The organism is Sedimentitalea todarodis (genome assembly GCF_032595355.1).
Lineage (GTDB): Bacteria > Pseudomonadota > Alphaproteobacteria > Rhodobacterales > Rhodobacteraceae > Sedimentitalea > Sedimentitalea todarodis.
The window spans coordinates 376270-394888 of the sequence record NZ_JASMWN010000001.1 but is presented as its reverse complement, the minus strand read 5'-3'; the positions used below and the strand labels follow the sequence as shown (position 1 = coordinate 394888).

General features: G+C 60.0%; 19 protein-coding genes. 15 read left to right on the top strand and 4 right to left on the bottom strand.

Features of this window, described 5'->3' with window-relative positions; genetic code table 11:
* Positions 1 to 72: 72 nt before the first annotated feature.
* Positions 73 to 699 carry a J domain-containing protein gene (locus QO231_RS01890; protein WP_316772636.1) on the top strand — a complete coding sequence of 209 codons (627 nt, stop codon included), beginning with the start codon at positions 73 to 75 and terminating at the stop codon, positions 697 to 699.
* Between the two features lie 50 nt (positions 700 to 749).
* On the opposite strand, the gene QO231_RS01885 is transcribed toward QO231_RS01890, so the two are convergent.
* Positions 750 to 1247 carry a DinB family protein gene (locus QO231_RS01885; protein ID WP_316772635.1) on the bottom strand — a complete coding sequence of 166 codons (498 nt, stop codon included), beginning with the start codon at positions 1245 to 1247 and terminating at the stop codon, positions 750 to 752.
* A gap of 401 nt (positions 1248 to 1648) precedes the next feature.
* On the opposite strand from QO231_RS01885, the gene cobS reads away from it, so the two are divergent.
* Both cobS and cobT read left to right on the top strand, forming a co-directional pair.
* Positions 1649 to 2635 (top strand): cobaltochelatase subunit CobS, encoded by a 987-nt coding sequence (gene cobS / locus QO231_RS01880; protein WP_316772633.1) that lies wholly within the window; start codon positions 1649 to 1651, stop codon positions 2633 to 2635.
* 428 nt (positions 2636 to 3063) lie between these two features.
* Positions 3064 to 4938, top strand: a complete 1875-nt coding sequence (gene cobT, locus QO231_RS01875) for a cobaltochelatase subunit CobT (RefSeq protein ID WP_316772631.1) — start codon at positions 3064 to 3066, stop codon at positions 4936 to 4938.
* A gap of 155 nt (positions 4939 to 5093) precedes the next feature.
* Here the strand turns inward: cobT and QO231_RS01870 are convergent, their stop codons facing one another.
* The 3 genes from QO231_RS01870 to QO231_RS01860 are packed head-to-tail and all read right to left on the bottom strand — an operon-like array spanning position 5094 to position 8597.
* Complete coding sequence (locus QO231_RS01870) at positions 5094 to 5519, bottom strand: diol dehydratase small subunit (RefSeq protein WP_316772630.1); 426 nt, start codon at positions 5517 to 5519, stop codon at positions 5094 to 5096.
* Entirely contained in the window at positions 5516 to 7792 is a 2277-nt protein-coding gene (locus tag QO231_RS01865; RefSeq protein WP_316772629.1) for a propanediol/glycerol family dehydratase large subunit, read from the bottom strand. Before QO231_RS01865 ends, QO231_RS01870 begins: the two co-directional genes overlap by 4 nt.
* Positions 7793 to 7814: 22 nt before the next feature.
* Complete coding sequence (locus QO231_RS01860; RefSeq protein WP_316772628.1) at positions 7815 to 8597, bottom strand: DeoR/GlpR family DNA-binding transcription regulator; 783 nt, start codon at positions 8595 to 8597, stop codon at positions 7815 to 7817.
* 141 nt (positions 8598 to 8738) lie between these two features.
* Here QO231_RS01860 and QO231_RS01855 point away from each other — a divergent pair, with 141 nt between their 5' ends.
* The 12 genes from QO231_RS01855 (at position 8739) to fabG (ending at position 18602) form a co-directional block, all read left to right on the top strand.
* Positions 8739 to 10019, top strand: a complete 1281-nt coding sequence (locus QO231_RS01855) for a class-III pyridoxal-phosphate-dependent aminotransferase (protein WP_316772627.1) — start codon at positions 8739 to 8741, stop codon at positions 10017 to 10019.
* On the top strand, positions 10016 to 11551 hold the full coding sequence (locus QO231_RS01850; RefSeq protein ID WP_316772626.1) for an aldehyde dehydrogenase family protein: 1536 nt from the start codon (positions 10016 to 10018) through the stop codon (positions 11549 to 11551). Before QO231_RS01855 ends, QO231_RS01850 begins: the two co-directional genes overlap by 4 nt.
* Positions 11551 to 12162 carry a BMC domain-containing protein gene (locus QO231_RS01845; RefSeq protein WP_316772624.1) on the top strand — a complete coding sequence of 204 codons (612 nt, stop codon included), beginning with the start codon at positions 11551 to 11553 and terminating at the stop codon, positions 12160 to 12162. Before QO231_RS01850 ends, QO231_RS01845 begins: the two co-directional genes overlap by 1 nt.
* The gene (locus tag QO231_RS01840; protein ID WP_316772622.1) at positions 12162 to 12578 is read left to right on the top strand and encodes a hypothetical protein; all 417 of its coding nucleotides are present in this window, start codon (positions 12162 to 12164) and stop codon (positions 12576 to 12578) included. Before QO231_RS01845 ends, QO231_RS01840 begins: the two co-directional genes overlap by 1 nt.
* On the top strand, positions 12575 to 12835 hold the full coding sequence (locus tag QO231_RS01835; protein WP_316772620.1) for a EutN/CcmL family microcompartment protein: 261 nt from the start codon (positions 12575 to 12577) through the stop codon (positions 12833 to 12835). Before QO231_RS01840 ends, QO231_RS01835 begins: the two co-directional genes overlap by 4 nt.
* Before the next feature lie 18 nt (positions 12836 to 12853).
* The gene (locus tag QO231_RS01830) at positions 12854 to 13138 is read left to right on the top strand and encodes a BMC domain-containing protein (RefSeq protein ID WP_316772619.1); all 285 of its coding nucleotides are present in this window, start codon (positions 12854 to 12856) and stop codon (positions 13136 to 13138) included.
* Between the two features lie 34 nt (positions 13139 to 13172).
* Complete coding sequence (locus QO231_RS01825) at positions 13173 to 13802, top strand: hypothetical protein (protein ID WP_316772617.1); 630 nt, start codon at positions 13173 to 13175, stop codon at positions 13800 to 13802.
* Positions 13803 to 13862: 60 nt separating this feature from the next.
* The gene (locus QO231_RS01820) at positions 13863 to 14996 is read left to right on the top strand and encodes an ABC transporter substrate-binding protein (protein ID WP_316772615.1); all 1134 of its coding nucleotides are present in this window, start codon (positions 13863 to 13865) and stop codon (positions 14994 to 14996) included.
* A gap of 70 nt (positions 14997 to 15066) precedes the next feature.
* Positions 15067 to 16143 (top strand): ABC transporter ATP-binding protein, encoded by a 1077-nt coding sequence (locus QO231_RS01815; protein ID WP_316772613.1) that lies wholly within the window; start codon positions 15067 to 15069, stop codon positions 16141 to 16143.
* The gene (locus QO231_RS01810) at positions 16140 to 16994 is read left to right on the top strand and encodes an ABC transporter permease (protein ID WP_316772611.1); all 855 of its coding nucleotides are present in this window, start codon (positions 16140 to 16142) and stop codon (positions 16992 to 16994) included. Before QO231_RS01815 ends, QO231_RS01810 begins: the two co-directional genes overlap by 4 nt.
* Positions 16994 to 17806: an ABC transporter permease gene (locus tag QO231_RS01805; protein ID WP_316772610.1), complete on the top strand. Its 813-nt coding sequence runs from the start codon at positions 16994 to 16996 to the stop codon at positions 17804 to 17806. Before QO231_RS01810 ends, QO231_RS01805 begins: the two co-directional genes overlap by 1 nt.
* Before the next feature lie 25 nt (positions 17807 to 17831).
* Positions 17832 to 18602, top strand: coding sequence for a 3-oxoacyl-ACP reductase FabG (fabG, locus tag QO231_RS01800; RefSeq protein WP_316772607.1), 771 nt, complete (start codon positions 17832 to 17834; stop codon positions 18600 to 18602).
* Positions 18603 to 18619: the final 17 nt, after the last annotated feature.

Sequence of the window (18619 nt, the reverse complement as noted above, 5' to 3'; positions counted from 1 at the left end):
CTTCTATCTCACGCCACATACTCTAAACTCTGGTCTCCGAAACTGAAAGATGCCCGTGTAAAGGTTCCTTCGATGACCAAATCAGATCCCTTTGGCTTTGACATGTCGATCAAGTCAGCCAAGAAAAAGAACCCTCGCGGGCGGCGCGGCATGTCCGGGGCGTCGGAAACCTCGGTCCGGCAGTGCCATCACGAGGGCTGTGAGGAACCGGGCAAGTTCCGCGCACCCAAGGCGCCGGACGTGCTGGATGACTATTACTGGTTCTGCCAGCAGCATGTGCGCGAGTACAATCTGAAATGGAATTTCTTTGACGGCACCACCGAGGCCGAGATCAACGCGCAGCAATCCAAGGACAAGGTGTGGGAACGCTCGACCAAGCCGATGTCCGACCCCGAGGCGCGTGCCTGGGCGCGTCTTGGCATCGAAGACCCGCACCAGGTGCTGGGCGCGAATGCCACGCAAAACCCCGGACGCAATGGTGGCGCCGGACGCCGGTTGCCCCCGACCGAGCGGCGGGCGATCGAGATACTCGAAGCCAAGGACAACTGGACCAAGCCCGAAGTGCGCAAGGCCTACAAGAAGCTGATCAAGGTGCTGCATCCCGATATGAACGGCGGCGACCGGTCGCAGGAAGAACAGCTGCAAGAGGTCGTCTGGGCCTGGGATCAGATCAAGGTCAGCCGCAACTTCAAGGACTGAGGTCGCTCTCGCTTTGGCGCCAATCTCAGGTTTGAACCCGGGCGAACAGATTATGGCACCATCGAGAGGTCGGTTGGCTCTGGCTTAGCACCCGCAGCCGTCAGCATAGCGTGGACCTGCCCCCGGTGGTGGGTCTCGTGATTGAAGAGCTCAGCCGCACAGAGAGCCGTTGGCCTCTCGATCCGGGCTGAACCGTCCCCAGGATACCAAACAACTGTACCGTTGAGGTCAGCATCGACCAATCGGGCCGTCCATTCTTCAATTTCCTCGTTGCGTTGCAAGCGCAGCGTTTTGAAATCATCCCAATTCGATGGGCTGGTTAGGGAGTGCGTGATGGTTTCCTCTGGGCGTCCGTTGCCTTTTAGTCGCTGCAACATCAAGGCATCAGCCCAATAAAGATGGTTCAAAGTAGCCGCAATCGATTGAAAGTACGCACCTCGATCCTTCCAGCGATCCGCATTGGTGAGTCCATCGGCGGCGTTAACCAACGAGATGTTTTGCCATGTATTGTAGCGAGCCATGAGTCGGCAGTATTCGGATGAGATCATTTTCTCAGCCTCCGATGATTTTTGATGTGAGTTGATTCTGAGACGCTTGTCCGGAAGCGTCTTTGCTTGCGCTATTCGATACCGTAATGTCTGGCACAAATGTCCTGATCGGAATGCCAATACGGCCAGCTCACCTAGGCAAGATCAGTCATTTTATGGGTTGCGTCAAGCGTCGCAATGACCGCTTCGTCCCGCGGTGCCGACCATCAATCAATGCATGGCGAACCGATTGTGTGGATGGCCGCTGCGCTATGTCTGTCTGCACCATTTCTAGAAACGTCCAACTCAGTGCCCTGTTGGATCGAATTTCAACGCCCGTCCCCTTGCCCTTGCCCGCTTAATGTTGCACCACACGCGGGTTCAGCCCCCAGCCGGGGGGACAGAGGATAAGGACGACGGGCATGGCGGACGGCGCGATTGAGATGAATGCGAAACCGACCGAAGACGTTTCGGTGCGGGATGTTTTTGGGATCGATACCCCGATGACGATAAAGGGTTTTGCCGATCGCAGCGACCGAGTGCCCGAAATCGATGCCACCTACAAATTCGACCCGGATACCACCCTGGCGATCCTGGCCGGGTTTTCGCACAATCGGCGGGTGATGATCCAAGGCTATCACGGCACCGGAAAGTCGACCCATATCGAACAGGTTGCGGCGCGATTGAACTGGCCCACGGTTCGGGTCAACCTCGACAGCCATATCAGCCGGATCGACCTGATCGGCAAGGACGCGATCAAGCTGCGCGATGGCAAGCAGGTGACGGAATTCCACGAAGGAATCCTGCCCTGGGCACTGCGCAATCCCACCGCAATTGTCTTTGACGAATATGATGCGGGACGCGCGGACGTCATGTTCGTGATCCAGCGTGTCCTGGAGCATGACGGCAAACTGACGCTACTGGATCAGAACGAGATCATCACGCCGAACCCCTATTTCCGGTTGTTCGCGACGTCCAACACGGTCGGCCTTGGCGACACCACGGGTCTGTATCACGGTACGCAGCAGATCAACCAGGCACAGATGGACCGGTGGTCTCTGGTGGCGACGCTGAATTACCTGAGCCATGACGCCGAGAGCGCCATCGTTCTTGCGAAGGCACCGCACTACAACACCTCTGACGGGCGCAAGACGATCGGCCAGATGGTGACGGTTGCCGATCTGACCCGGACCGCGTTCATGAATGGCGATCTTTCCACCGTGATGAGCCCGCGGACCGTGATCACCTGGGCCCAGAACGCCGAGATCTTCCGCAATGTCGGCTATGCCTTCCGCCTGTCCTTCCTCAATAAATGTGATGAACTGGAACGACAGACCGTCGCCGAGTTCTATCAGCGTTGCTTTGATGAAGAACTGCCTGAGAGTGCCGCAAGCACCGCCTTGGGATAAGGAACGGCGTCAGCGTCCTCTGGAAACGGCATTGTGATCGTCGCCGCTCGCAGGGTCGGGTGGCGGGGCGCGAGGGCTGTTTGTGAATCCGGACGTCGGTCCATCCGCCCTTTCGACGCCGAATCTGGCGTAGCGGCAGACGACAATTATAGATCGGCAGCCGGATAATAGCATCGAGTTGGGCGAGACGCGGTGCCCAGTCCGACGTGGTGTGGATCTCGATGTGCACCTCGGGATGAACGCGCCAGAGCGAGCCGATCGTCGCCTCCATCTGCAAGACGTACTTTCGCTTTGCGTAAACACAATATACAACGCGCAGGACCGGTTTCCCCCGTATCCCCTGTACGGTCGTCATCAATCGGAGCAGATTATCATGCGTGGGATACACCCGGCGCGCAACGCTAACCCTGAGACTGTCGAGCATCGCAATGGCCATCAAATCCGACAACCCAGCCGATCCGTTCAAGAAGGCGCTGGCCGAGGCGACCAAGGTGATGGCCGACGATCCCGAACTGTCGATCAGCTACACGGTTGATCCGTCCGGACTGTCGGGCGATGCGATGCGCCTGCCGCAAGTCAGCCGCCGAATGACACGCGACGAGGTGATGCTGGCACGGGGCACCGCAGATGCGCTGGCCCTGAACCGCAAGTATCACAACAACGCCACCCATGCGCGCTATGCGCCACCGGGTGACATGGCGCGCGAACTCTACGAGTCGATGGAAACGGCCCGCTGCGAAGCGATGGGCGCGCGCGACATGCCGGGCACCGCCGGCAATATCGATGCCAAGATCGGCAATGATGCGTTGCGCCGGGGCTATGATCAGATCACCCAGGCATCCGAGGCGCCGCTTGCTGTGGCAGCGGGCTATCTGATCCGTCACCTTGCCACCGGTCGGGGCATGCCGCGTGGGGCGCAGAACGTCATGGACCTGTGGCGCGGGTTCATCGAGGATCAGGCGGGCGGCACGCTCGAAGACCTGCAGGAACAGCTGGCCGATCAAACCGGTTTTGCCAAGTTTGCACGCAAGGTGATTGCCGACCTGGGATATGGCGATCAGCTTGGCGAAGACCCGGACAGCGAGGACGAGGATCAGGACGACCAGGCCGAGGAAGATGCCGAGGAGGATCAGGACCCCGACAGCACCGGTCAGGATGATGACGACGACAATGCCGATGCCGACCCGGAGCAGACGCAGGACGATCAGCAGGACCAGTCGCAGGCCCAAGTCAGCTCTGATGATCTGGCTGATCAGGATCTGGCCGAGGATGCCGAGATGCCCGACGGCGAAGCGCCGCTCGAGCCGCCTGCCCCGCAGCCGATCTCGGACGCAGACCCCGATTACAAGGTCTACAAGACCGATCATGACGAGGAAATCGCCGCCGAAGATCTGGCCGAGCCGGTCGAACTGGAACGGTTGCGCGCCTATCTGGATCAGCAGCTTGAACCGCTGAAGGGGGCCGTATCGCGGCTGGCAAACAAGTTGCAGCGCCGCCTGCAGGCTCAACAGAATCGCAGTTGGGAATTTGACCGCGAAGAAGGCATTCTGGACGCCGGGCGTTTGGCGCGCGTGGTGGCGAACCCGACCACGCCGTTGAGTTTCAAGGTCGAGAAAGACACCGAATTCCGCGATACCATCGTGACGCTCCTCCTGGACAATTCCGGGTCGATGCGGGGCCGACCGATTTCAATTGCCGCGATCTGCGCCGACGTTTTGGCGCGCACGCTGGAACGTTGTAACGTCAAGGTCGAGATCCTGGGCTTTACCACGCGGGCGTGGAAAGGCGGGCTGGCGCGCGAGGCATGGCTGAATGATGGCCGCCCGCAGCAACCCGGTCGCCTGAACGATCTGCGCCACATCATCTACAAGCGTGCGGATGCCCCGTGGCGGCGCTCGCGCGACAATCTGGGCCTGATGATGAAAGAGGGCCTGCTCAAGGAAAATATCGACGGCGAAGCGCTGGAATGGGCGCACCGGCGCATGGTAAACCGGCGCGAGGCGCGCAAGATCCTGATGGTGATTTCAGACGGCGCCCCTGTCGATGATTCCACCCTGTCGGTGAACCCCGCCAGCTATCTGGAAAAGCACCTGCGCGATGTGATCGAAATGGTCGAGCGGCGCAAGGCAGTGGAACTCTTGGCCATCGGCATTGGCCATGACGTCACGCGATACTATGAACGCGCCGTGACGATTACCGATGTCGAACAACTGGCCGGTGCCATGACAGAACAGCTTGCCGCGCTGTTTGATTCCGATCCTCGCGCCCGCGCGCGGGTCATGGGGATCAAGCGGGCAAGCTGAGACCTTCTGGAGGTGAGTTGGCGCTGATCCTCGGGAATTCCCGATGCAACGCTGCATGTTATGCGGCCGACACATTGCCAACAGAGGCCCGTTGCCTTGCACGCCTGAGCGGACAGGAAATCAGTTGGACTGCCTGGCCGAAAATGGCATCAGGCTCAGTAGCGCTTTCGAAAGAGCCCGCGCTTGTCGTAGAACGCTGCTGCTTCTTCTATGAAATCCGCGAGCAGTGTTGCGTTGTAGCGCGATCTGATCTGGTGTGCGGCGTCGCGCAGCTCGTCACTCGAAGCAGAGCGACCGGGACGCAACAACTCGTAGATACGCATCACTTCGGCCTGTGGGATCTCCGTCATCTCGGCCGCGCGCTCCAGATTCCCCGCCAATGCAGCGCGGCCGACCGATTTGGCAATCTGGGCCTGCTGCAACAAGGCTTGCGGTGTAATGCGCAGATCCTCCATCTCGACGTCGCCGTCGATGACCGCGTCCAGCGTCAGGCTGTCCAGAGGTTTGCCACGGCGGCCCAGGACCCGCTCGGGACGCGTTTGTGCAATGGGGTAGTCCTTGGCGTCTAGTTCATCCGTCATGGTCCTGGCTCCAGGAAGGCAAGTTCAAGATCCTCCGGTGAGGCGTCGTCTTCTGTCAACGCGGTTTCAATCGCATAGGTCAGGGCGACGCGGGCGTGGAACCTGGCCCCCAGGGCCTCGCCGCGCGTGGGGACGACCACCGGTTCGGGCAGTTCATTGCCAGCATAGCATGTGGCGTTGAAACCCATCTTTTCGTAATGCTCCAGCGTGGTGACCGGGGCATTCGAGAAAAGTTCGAGATTGTTGTGAGGAAGGCGATCCTTCTGGTGAACAACGGCCGTCCCTTTGGATTGCAGGCCGATCCCCACGCCCGAGCCGGACAGGCGCGCAGCACTCAGGCCCAGAAAGGAAGTATCCGCGGTATGCCAGAACCGGACCAGGCGCATCGTCCCTCCGCCGCGTTCGATCCCTGATTTCAACGCCTTCAGAACCGCACTCAGCCGGTGTCCGGCGAGGGTGCGGAAAATCTTTGTCCCGAAGCCCGGGCTGACCCCCACGACGATTTGGTTTTTTGCAGTACCGGGCGTGGCCGGACCCATCGACTGATAGCGTATGGCCTTGGCCTCGCCCATTTCGCTGGCGGCTTCGGCACGCAACACTTCCTCGCGGTTGAGCACATTGCGGATCGCGGCCAGTTCTTCGCGCCGTTTGTCGGTCAGGCGATATCCGGAGCCGGGCCCGTCATATTCATTCGGATCATTGATCGCACTGATCACCCGCCCGTCACGCACGATGGCCGAGGTCTGAAGATAATCGCCCGACACCCGCAGCTTGACGAGGAACAGCAGGTTCTCGGCCTCCGCCTTGAACCCTCCGCGATGCAGCGAACGGATGACATCCAGCACATCCACCCCGTTGCCCTGGATCTTGTCACTGATCAGCGCCACATCGCGCGGGGCAAAGCTCTCTGTGTCGTTTGATCCCGAGGCCACGGCGACCGACCGTTTCATGATCTCGGTTGCCTCGGCAAGTCCGAGATCCCTGAGCACGAAGGAAAGGGCGTCGATCGCGCGCCGCCGGAGTTCCAGCGCCCGCGCATCTTCCACCGCGGTCAACCCGCCGTCGGCCTCGAAATCCCGTTGAAGCACCAGAAATTCCTCGAGTTCTTCGCCATTGAACGAAGACGGGTTAAACGAATTGTCGTATTTCAGAATACTGCCAAAGCCCGAGCAGATCAGGTCGGATCCACCGATCAGAAAGGGCAGAACCTTGGCCGCCACCCGCATATCGGACTCTGAATGCCGCGCGTCATTACCCGAGGCGCATTCCAGATCAAGCCAGACGGCCACGAGATTCTCGGCCATGATTTCGCGAACGCCACCGGGAATCGAAGAGGCCAGCGGAGCGCCGTCAATGCCACCATTCTGTGTGCCTTGCGATCCCATGCCGCGTTGCAGGCACAGGCATCGCGCTTCGAGATAGAGCAGAGATTTCGATTCATGAAAGCCCATCAGCAACTCGGCTGCCGCGCCCGAGGTGCAGCGCATCTTGATCCCGCGCGAGGCATAGGCCGCCGCCAGCCAGGCCTTGGACCACGGTGTGTCATCGCCATCGACAAAGGCGCTTTCGGTGCCATAGACCGAGACGGTCTCGGCGTAGGACGTGAAGCCCGCCATGCCGATTTCAAGTTCTTCGGCTTCTTCGCTTGAGCATTGAAAGAGCGTGCCCGACCGCCCTACAGCGGAGCCGACACAGCAGGCCAGAGCATTGGACCAGGAATTGCGGGCAACACGCATGGTGGTTTCGATCTCGTCAAAGCCAAGGGCGACCGCGATCGCGGCATCCGCAGCCAGTTGCAGCGGATCGTCCTTGGCATTGGTCACATGCGCCTGGTTGCCCGGCGTCTGGCGCGCGCGCATCTTGGAATAGGCAAATGCGATTTCCATGGCGTTCATCTGGGCCACGGTTTCGGCCAGCTTTGCCGGGGTCAGACCACGGGCAAGGCGCGTGAGCTCGGTCCGTGGGACATTCATGTCCACCAGCATTCGGGCCAATTGGTTTGACGGGATCGCCATCGCCTCTTCGGCGATGTCCGGGTCGATATGGTAGGTCGCGATGAAGGCGTCGATCAGGTCGAAATCCTCTGCCGCGACACCATCCATAGACGTCACCCTTTTACCCTTGATCCCAAGGTCCGGTTTGGGGTCCGCCGCTCCGTGAAAGGCCGAGAATCCATTCTCGGGGTCTTCGATCGCGAATGTGTCCAGCCGCAAGGCACGATCATCCCAGTCATCAAAACGCTTCCAGCGGTTTGCTCCCATGCTCTGGCTCATGATCTGTGCTCCTTTGGCAATGTCATGGCCGGCTCTCCGACCGGGATGTGTCATAGAGCAGTTCTGCTCCACGTTGCCGAATAGCGGCCTGCAAGGCAGGTTCCGGTTCCTTTTGCGTGACCAAGCACACGTTCCGCTCAAGACCTACGACCTGTTGCAGCGACCGGACCCCGAATTTCGAGCTGTCGGCGAGGACAAGCGTTTCATCTGAATGCCTGACCATTGCCGAATAGACCTGTGCCACGTTGAGCAATGCTTCACTGACTCCGTCCGCATCCACACCCGATGCGCCGATCACTGCAAGAGGTGTTCGAAACTGGGCAATACATTTCAGCGTTTCACCGCCATAAACAACCCCCTCCTTCGGCTCGACAATGCCGGGCAGCGCCATCACCTCGATCATCGGGTTGGTAGACAGTTCGGTCGCGATGCTGAAGGCAGGGGTCAAGACGGTCAGTCGGCGGCTGGTCTGGCGCAGCGCACGGGCGAAATGCAGCGTCGTGGCGCCACCGCCGATGAACAGGCTGCTGGCAGTGCCGGCACGCTCGACCGCCAGCCGCGCGATGGCTTCGCGCTGTGCGATATGCAGTTTCAATCTCTCGGCAAGCGCCGGTTCAAAAGCTTTGGTACGCACTGCACCGCCGTAGGTACGGGCAATCCGTCCGGTGTTGTCCAATTCTGTCAGGTCGCGACGCACGGTTTCCGAGGATACGCCCAGCTCGTCGGCGAGCTCTTTGACCCGGATCGAGGGATTCGCATCCAGCACACTCAAGATGCGCTCATGTCGTCGGGTTTTCTTTGACATCCAAGGTTCCGGTGTGTCGGCCACTGCCCAATAGTACGGCGATTTTGTCGAAAATCTAAAGGTTTTGACCAACATCATGCAAAAAATGTTGTAAGTCAAAGATCATCTGATAGTTTTTGTGCAACTTCAAAGGGGAATCGCGTGTTCAACTACGGATATTTTTCCTTCGACTCCAAGGAGGCGCTGCTGCAGAAGGCGGCGGAATATTGGAATCCCGGCAAGGTCAACTTCTGGACCGAGGCCGGCACGCCGATGGTGATCGACCGGCGCGAGGGCTATTTCCTTTATGACATGTCGGGCAAGCGGCTGATCGACCTGCACCTCAACGGGGGCACCTACAATTTCGGGCATCGCCATCCTGAACTGGTCGATGTGTTGAAATCCGGGCTTGATTACTTTGATATGGGCAATCACTGGTTTCCATCGGTGGCACGGGCGGCCTTTGCCGAACAACTCGTGAAAACGGCACCCCATACGAAATATGCCATTTTCGGTGCCGGTGGCGCTGAGGCGGTGGAAATCGCGCTCAAGACCGCGCGCTACGCCACCAAGCGCAGAAAGATCGTGTCGATCATCAAGGGCTATCACGGCCATTCCGGCCTGTCGGTGGCCACGGGTGACGAACGGTTTTCCAAGATTTTCCTGTCCGACAAACCCGATGAATTCATCCAGGTGCCGTTCAACGATGCCGACGCTCTGGAGCGGGTGCTCAGGGGGGGCGACGTCGCGGCCTTCATCATCGAGACAATCCCGGCCACCTATGGGTTTCCCATGCCCGACGATGGCTATCTCAAGACCTGTCAGGATCTGTGCCGCAAATACGGTGCCAAGTTCATTTCCGACGAAGTGCAGACAGGTTTGATGCGCACGGGCGTGATGTGGGGCTGGCAGGGCTACGGGCTGCAACCAGACATTTTTGTCTGCGGCAAGGGTCTGGGTGGCGGCATCTACCCGATCAGCGCCTGCCTTGTCACCGAAGAATGCGGCCAGTGGCTGATCGAGGATGGGGCCGCGCATATCTCCACGTCGGGCGGGGCTGAACTGGGCTGCCTGGTGGGGCATCATGTCATCGAGATGCTGCAACGGCCCGAAGTCATCTCGAACGTGCAATTCGTCTCCGAATACTTCGCCCAAAGCATGCAGGAAATGATGGCACGCCATTCCGATATCTTTGTCGGGGTACGTCAGCGCGGCGTTGTCCTGGGGCTGGAGTTCGACCATCCCGAAGGGGCGGTCGCCGTCAGCCGGGCACTGTATGAAAACGGCGTCTGGGCGATCTTCTCATCGCTGGACAAGCGCGTGTTGCAATTCAAGCCCGGCGTGGTTCTGGATGTGGACACCTGCCAGGAAATCATGGACCGGTTTGATGCAGCCATGCCCCGCGCGCGGCAGTTGCTCAAATCAGGGCGGCGCGCAGCATGAGCGAGCACATGATGTACGACGCGCCGCGTCTTGCTGTCCCGGACCGTGCCCTGTCGAGCGCCCGGATGAAGGTGGGGCGTGCGGCATGGGCGGCGCGATACTACAAGAGCTTCAGTCGCGACGCCGTGCTGGCCATTGCCGAGGCGGTGGCAAAGGCAGGCCATGAAAAGGCCGGGGAATTCGCCGAACTGGCCGTTTCGGAAACCGGTTATGGCGTGGTTGAGCACAAGACGCTCAAGAACCGGCTGTGCACTTACGAGTTGTTGGAGTTTTACCGCGACATGGATCTTGTCACGCCGCGCGTGGATGCGGAGCGCAAGATCGTCGAGCTTCCGAAACCGGCGGGTGTGGTCTTTGCGCTCGCTCCGGCGACCAACCCGGTGGCGACGGTCTATTACAAGGCGATGCTGGCGGTGCTGAGTCGGAATGCCATTGTCCTCAGCCCTCATCCGGCGGCCAGGCACGTCTCTGCCCGGGCGGCGGAGCATCTGGCGCAAGCCGCAGAAGCTGCCGGTGCGCCCGCCGGGCTGATCCAATGTGTCGAGGAGCCGTCGGTGCCGCTGGTGCAGGACATCATGTCGTCTGACCGGATCAACGTGATCATCGCCACGGGCGGCACGGCCATGGTGCGCGCGGCCTATTCATCGGGCAACCCGGCCCTGGGTGTCGGCCCCGGCAATGCAGTGGCCTATGTGGATCCTTCGGCCAAGGTGGATGCAGCCGCGACATGTCTGGTGAACAGCAAGAGCTTTGACAATTCCATACTCTGCACCAGTGAGAGCGTGGTGCTGACGCTTGACAGCAACCGAGGCAACATGGAGCGCGCCCTGCGCTCTGCCGGGGCGCATGTCTGCAACGAGGTCGATACCGACCGGTTGCGCGACTACCTCTTCCCGAATGACAGCTTCAACCTCGAAGCGCTCGGCAAGAGTGCGCAATGGGTTGCGGAGCGGGCCGGCATTCGGGTTGGCCCGTCAACCAGGATCCTTGTTCCCGTGGTGGCAACGCCGGGTCAGGACGATCTGCTGTTCCGCGAAAAGCTGTGCCCGGTCCTGACGCTGACCTCGGCGGTGGATTATCAGCAGGCGGTGACCTTTGCCAAGCATACGATGCGCCGGGGGGCTGGCCATTCGGCAGCGTTTCACGGTGATGATACCACACGCCTCGTCGCGTTCTCGCAGGCGATGCCGGTGTATCGTGTGGTCGTGAACGTGCCCTGTTCGCAAGGTGCGGCGGGGTTCGATACCTACCTGCCACCGTCCTTCACAATCGGGACGGGTTTCGCCGGGCGGTCTTCGGTGGGTGAAAATGTCGGGCCTCAGCATTTGGTCCAGTGGACGCGCATTGCCCATGGCAAGGATGCGCCGGCCGATCTGGACAAGATCGACCTCCGGGCAGTGTCGACCGAACGGCCCACCGCACAGCCGACGACTCCGGTTGCCCGGCAAGCGGACACGGCCAGCCCGGTGAGCCGGGATGAATTGCGGCAATTGATCCTGGAAGAGCTGCGAAGCCTGAAAGGAGACGCGTGATGCCCGACCTGCGCGCGTCGATCTTCATCGACCAACTGCAGCCGCAAACGCTGGCCTATGTTTCGACATGGATGCGCGGCACGCTTCCCCGGCTGCGGATGGCCGCGCAGATTGTCGAAATCGCGCCCGGTATGGATGTCGAAGCGCTGACCGACCAGGTTCTCAAGAGCGCCGACGTGCGCGCGGGGCTGTTGGTGGTGGAGCGTCAGTTTGGAACGCTTCAGTTTCATTCACACTCCACCGCAGAAGTGCATTCCGGTGCCGCGGCGATCCTGGAGGCATTGGGAAAGACGATGGCCGATGTGGCCCCTCCCAGGATCCTCGCGTCCAAACTGGTGACGAACGTGGATGACCAGCATGCATTCCTGATGAACCGCAACAAGCTCGGCTCCATGGTTCTGGGTGGCGACAGCATCTACCTTCTGGAATGCCAATCCGCAGCCTACGCCATCCTGGCCTGCAACGAGGCTGAAAAAGAGGCAGATGTGAAATTGATCGACATGCGCATGATCGGGGCGAGCGGGCGGCTCTATCTTGCCGGGACCGAGGCTGACGTGCGCAATGCCAGAAACGCGGCCGAAGGCGCGCTCCGTGATGCTGGGGCAGAATAATGTCGAGCCTGCGAGACGAAATTCGCGCCATCTTGCGCGAGGAGTTTGCTGCGCTCAAAGCCGAGACGGGTTCCTCCGCGCCGACGTGCGAAAGAGTACGTATCTCGAACGGTGCGGACCTCACCCGGTTTGCGCAGGATTTGGTTGCCCGTGCAGCAGACCCTGTCTTTGCGGCACAGGTGGCAAGCGGAGGGTTGAGGTTCGAATTGGCCAGATGGCAGGCCGACGAGGCAATCGTTTCCGGCCCCGCCAAAGGCCCGGCCGACGTTCTGGACAAGGCACTCATCTCCGAGCGCGACATCGCCGCAGTCAGTGGCGTGCGGCTCCTGCGGATCGGCAAACGGTCCTGCCTTACCCCACTGGCGCGCGACGAGGCGCGACGCAGGGGCATACGGATCGAAAGGAGTAAGGCATGATAAGAGGTCGTGTTATTGGCAAGATCTGGTCCTCGCGCCGCGTGGACTCAATGCCGGGCGGTGCCCTGCTCGAGGTGGAAACCAACGACGGTGGGCATCTTGTCGCCTTTGACCCGTTGGGCTGCAACACGGGCGAAGCGGTGCTCATCACCCAAGGATCGGTCGCCGCCGCCTATTTCACCGGCAGAACCGCGCCGATTGACGCGCTGATTATCGGCTCCATCGACGAAGAAATACCGAAGAAAACCCGCAAGTAATCATGAAGGAAGACTCTCATGGCCAATCAGGCAATCGGAATGATCGAAACAAAGGGCTACGTCCCGGCACTGTCTGCCGCGGATGCCATGGTCAAGGCGGCGAATGTCGAAATCGTTGCCCGCAATGAAGTGGGCGGAGGGCTGGTGTCGGTCGTCGTCAAAGGCGACGTTGGCGCCGTCAAGGCGGCGACCGAAGCCGGGGCCGAAGCGGCCAGCCAGGTCGGCGAAGTGACGGCCGTGCATGTCATTCCACGTCCACACGCGGATTTGGGCGAGCATTTTTCGGCAGCGGCTGTAAAGTGATGAAATCCTCAGGCGTTTGGGAAGCGTGCAGGATATGACAGAACTACGGGTCTATCTGCCGATCGAGGACTTGCAGCCGCAATTTGCGGCCTGGCTGTCCTCGCCCACACGCGCGCGCGCCTATCCACCGTTTCGCGGGCAGAATTCGCTGATTATCGAGGTGGCCCCGGCGCTCAGCATCCACCGCATTACCGACCTGGCCCTAAAGGCAGCGCCGGATATGGAACCGGGTATTCTCTATACCGAACGCCAGTTTGGTCTCCTGGAGCTGCATGCCGATGATATGGCCGATCTGGACGCAGCGGGCAAAGCCATTCTGAAGGGGATCGGGGCCAAGGCCAGTGATCAGCTCGCGCCACAGATCCTGTACCATGACATCATCGAGGATCTGTCGGATCAACATGCGATCATCCTGAACCGCTCGCGCGATGGCTCGATCCTGATACCGGGGTTGGCGCTGCTCATCTACGAGATGGCCCCCGCATTGTTTGCCTGCGTGGCCGCCAACGAGGCTGAAAAGGCCGCACCCGGTGCCACGATCAACAATGTGCAGATGATGGGGGCGACGGGCCGGATCTTCATGTCCGGCACGCCCGCAGAGATGAAGATCGCAAGTGACAGAATTACCGAAACACTAAAGAAAATCAAAGGCCGCTCTGCATGAACAGGGCGCAACAGGACCGGGGATGATCCCCAATTTCAGAAGCGACAGGAGGTACACCACATGACTTCAACACTGAACAGACGGCAATTTGTCAGCCGCACCGCCGCCCTTGCCGGCGTGGCCGCCGCAGGACCGCTCAGCCCGGCATTCGCGGCCGATGACCGGATGAATATTCTGTGCTGGGAAGGCTACAACTCGGACGAAGTTCTTGGGCCGTTCCGCAATGCCAATCCCAGTGCCACGGTACGCGCCGAGAGCGGCACCTCGGATCCTGACATGATCAACAAGCTGCGCGCCGGTGAAACCACCGTTTGGGACCTGATCAACGTGAACCAGCCCTGGGCGCGTGATCAGCTTTATCCCGAGGGATTGATCAAACCGCTGAACAAGGACCGGTTCGTTCCCTACTTCGACAAGATGCTGCCGGAGTTCAAGGACTACCCGCTGTCATATGCGGAGGATGGTGAACTGATCGGCATGCCACAGCGCTATGGCCCGTTCAGCTTTGTGGTGAACACCGACAAGATCAGCCGCGAAATGGCCGAGGATCAGGGCTGGAACCTGTTCCTTGATCCGGCGATGAAGGACCGGTTCGGCGTTCTGACCTATGACAACTGGAACGTCATCCACATGTGCCTGACCGCCGGACTGAACCCGTTTGCCCCCGTCGAAGGCGCCGATGTCGAGAAGTTCCGCGAGGTGGCCAAGACGATCTTTGGCGGCTCAAAGCTCATGACGGACGATCTGGTGGCGATGAACACGGCGCTCATCAATGGCGAGATTGACGCCTACTTTACCGGCGGCACCTATACCGCGTCTCCGGCGCGCTATGATGGGGCCACGCAAATCCGTGGTATCACCCCCAACTCCGGCCCTGTCGATGGCAAGGGCGGTGTTGTCTGGGTCGAACTGACGTCGGCGGTGAACAACCCCGACCCAAGCAATCTGGCCGAGGATTTCCTGGAATTCGTGCAGGACCCGGAGATCTCCAAGGCGGTCGCCTTTACCGAAGGCACCTACAACCCGGTCAGCCAGATGGGCACCGACGAGGTCATGGCCAAGTTCGACGAAGAAGAGCTGGACGCAATCCAGATGGATAGTCTCGCCGACGAGATGTCCCGCTCGCTCAACTACGATGTGGTGACGTCATACGACGCGCTGATCGACATATATACGCAAGAGCGTCGCTCCTGACATGAGATCGGTCCCGGGGCACGAGCCCCGGGGCCGTTCCAGGCCAATCAAGAACATTCAAGGGTTACGCATGCAAGGTTCGGCACTCTTACGTCTGCGCAATGTGGTGAAACGATTTGGCGAATTCACCGCCCTGGACAACGTTGGCCTGGATATTCAAGAAGGTGAGTTTTTCACCATTGTCGGCCCATCCGGCAGCGGCAAATCCACTCTGATCCGCCTTCTGGTGGGTATGGACGACGTCACCGAAGGCGAGATTTGGCTGCGTGACGGGCGCATTGACCAGACACCTGCCAACCTGCGACCCACCTGTATGGTATTTCAATCGCTGGCCTTGTTCCCCCATTTGACAGTGGGAAAGAACATCGAATTTCCACTCAAGCTGCGCAAGGAACCACCTGATCAACGCCGCAGAAGGGCGTTGGAGCTGTTGGACCTCTTGCGCCTGCCACGAGATTATTATGACAAACGCATCTCGCAATGCTCCGGCGGTGAACGACAGCGGGTCGCGCTCGCACGTGCTCTGGCCTTCGATCCTGAAATCCTGTTCTTTGACGAGCCACTCTCGGCGCTGGATTACCGTCTGCGCAAGACGCTGGAGAAAGAACTGAAGGATCTGCACGCGCGAACGGGCAAGACGTTTGTCTACATCACGCACAGCCTCGAAGAGGCCATGGTGATGTCCGACCGCATCGCCATCATGAAAGAGGGCCGGTTTGAGCAAATTGCCGTGGCCGATGAGATCTATGGCCGCCCGGTGACCCGCTTCGTGGCGGAGTTCATGGGCGAGGTGAACCTCTTTGCCGTGACTGCCGGGGCCGAGGGTGCACCCGCCAGCGATGCGCTTGACATCCGGACCGGGACGTCGGTCCAGGGGCTTTCCGCGGGCGGATATGGCCTTTTGATGGTCCGGCCTGAATATGTGCGCTTTGCCACCGGCGGCGACACTTACGATTTCACACTGTCGGGCATTCTGCATGGCGAATACGCACTGGGCTCGCGCATTCAATACGAGATCGAATTGCCATCGGGTGAGATGGTTACCGTTGAAAAACTGCGCGAAGAGAGGTTTGAAGCCAGCGAAGGCGCGCAGGTGAATCTGGGTTTCAACACCGACGCCACCCATTTCATCAGCGAGGCATCATGAAAAGCCTCGATCGCAAACTGGGCGTCTTGTCCGCCCTGCCGCTGACAGCGGTGCTCCTGGTGGCGTTTCTGGCACCCATGGTGGTGGTCGCGCTTTTTTCGATCATGCCAGCCAAGGTGTTCAGCCTGAACAACATGCCCGACTTTTCGGCCTATTCGACATTTTTCAGCCAAGGTTACTACAAGTCGCTGCTGTGGTCGCTTGGCATGGCGTTGGCCTCTACCGTGATCCTGCTGGTGGTCAGTTGGCCCCTTGCCTATGCGATGTCCAAGGTCTTTGGCCGCTTCACCCTGGTGCTGACCATCGCCGTCGTGATGAGCCTTTTCGTTTCTGAAAACATCCGCCTCTTTGGCTGGGTTCTGACCTTGATGAAGGGTGGCCTGATCGAGGGCCATCTACGTGCCTACACCGGCGAAGGCTTTGACAGCCCGCTTTACGGCATACCGATCATCGTCTTCGGATTGGTCTATGTGTACCTGCCCTTTATGCTGTTTCCACTGGCGCAGGGCATCGCAATGGTGCCCGACGATACGCGTCAGGCGGCCTATGATCTGGGCGCGACCCGCTGGCAGGTTCTCTGGCAGATCGAAGTCCCGCTGGCGGCACCCGGCATTGTGGTCGGCTCGCTGCTCAGTTTCGTTCTGGCCGCAGGGGCGCTGGCTGAGTCGAAAATCCTCGGCGGCCAGGCTGTCATTGCCATCGCCGACGATATCGAAACTGCCTTTACCTTCGGCCAGAACTGGCCGCTTGGTTCTGCGCTGTCGATGATTCTGATCGTCATCATTGGCGGGCTGGCATTGTTCGGCGTTTCCAAGGTTGATCTTGATGCCATCATGGGGAGGAAACGCTGATGCCGACCTCCCGGTCGACCCGGATCGCTCTTTACGTCTACGGCCTTGTGGTCATCGCCTTTTTATACCTGCCGCTCTTGTCTGTTGGTTTTGCGTCGATTTCCAAGGCGCGCTATCTCAGCTTTCCGATCAAGCGCTATTCGACAAAGTGGTATGGCGAAGCTCTGGAAAGCTCCACGGTACGCGATCTGCTGACCACCTCGCTTTCCGTCGCAGTGCTGGTCACGATCATCTCGGTCGTCATCGCCTTTTTCGGCGCATTGGCCTTTGCCCGTTACGAGTGGCGCTATCGCACGACCTTTCAAAAGCTGATCCTGCTACCGATCTTCTTTCCGCAGACGGTGTTGGGGCTGGCGCTGCTGATGTGGTTCAATTCGGTGGGTATCATACCAAGCTGGAAAACCGCCGTCGTGGCGCATCTGGTCTGGATTGCCCCTATCGCCACGCTGATCGTCGCCATCCGCGCCTACAGTTTCGACCCCGCTCTTGAGGAAGCCGCCCGCGACATGGGGGCCGGCACCTGGACCATCCTGCGCGAAATCACGCTGCCGCTGCTAATGCCGGGACTGGTTTCGGCGGGGCTTTTTGCCTTTCTGCTCAGCTGGGGCAATTTCCCGCTGTCGCTCTTTACCACCGGCGCGGACAGCACCCTGCCCGAATGGCTGTATGCCAAGATGGTTTCGGGGTATTCGCCGCTGGTGCCGACGCTGGGCGTGATGTCGGTGGTGGGGTCGTTCATGCTGATCCTGATGGCGCTTGCGGTGGCCTGGCTGCTCAGAGCCAACCGGGAAAGCCGCGCGGCACAGAACTAAATAAACAAACTCGGAGGAAATCAATATGCTTACATCCCTCAAAGGCAAAAGCGTTATCGTTACCGGCGGCTCCAAGGGTATCGGGCGCGGCATAGCCACGGTGTTCGCGCGGCAGGGGGCGAAGGTCACCATCGCGGCCCGGGGCGAGGACGATCTGAAGAAGGCCGCAGCCGAGATCGAAGGCGATGTGCGCCATGAGGTTTGCGATGTTTCGGACTGGGCGTCGGTCAAGGCGATGGTCGACAGTACGGCCAAGGCCCAGGGCGGTCTGGACGTGATGTGCGCCAATGCGGGCGCGTTTCCGCAGACCAAGATCACCGACATGGACCCGTCGGAATGGGATCAGGTGATGGCGACCAACCTCAAATCCTCGTTCCTCTGTGTGAAGGCGGCGATCCCGCATTTTGAGGCGGCAGGCAAGGGCCGTGTCGTCCTGACCTCGTCGATCACGGGGCCGATCACCGGCTTTCCCGGCTGGGCACATTACGGCGCCTCGAAATCGGGGCAGCTCGGCTTTCTGAAGACGGCCGCGATGGAACTGTCGCGCTACAACACGACGATCAACGCGGTGATGCCGGGCAATATCTATACCGAAGGCTTGCAGGATCTCGGGCAGGACTATCTGGACACGATGGCGGCCTCGATCCCGCTGAAACGGCTGGGCGATGTCGAGGATATCGGCAATGCTGCGCTGTTCTTTGCCTCGGACGAGGCGGGGTATATCACAGGTCAGCAGATCGTCGTGGACGGGGGGCAGATCATTCCGGAATCGCTCGAAGCCATCGAGGAAATCTGAAGACCAGCGCAGGAGAA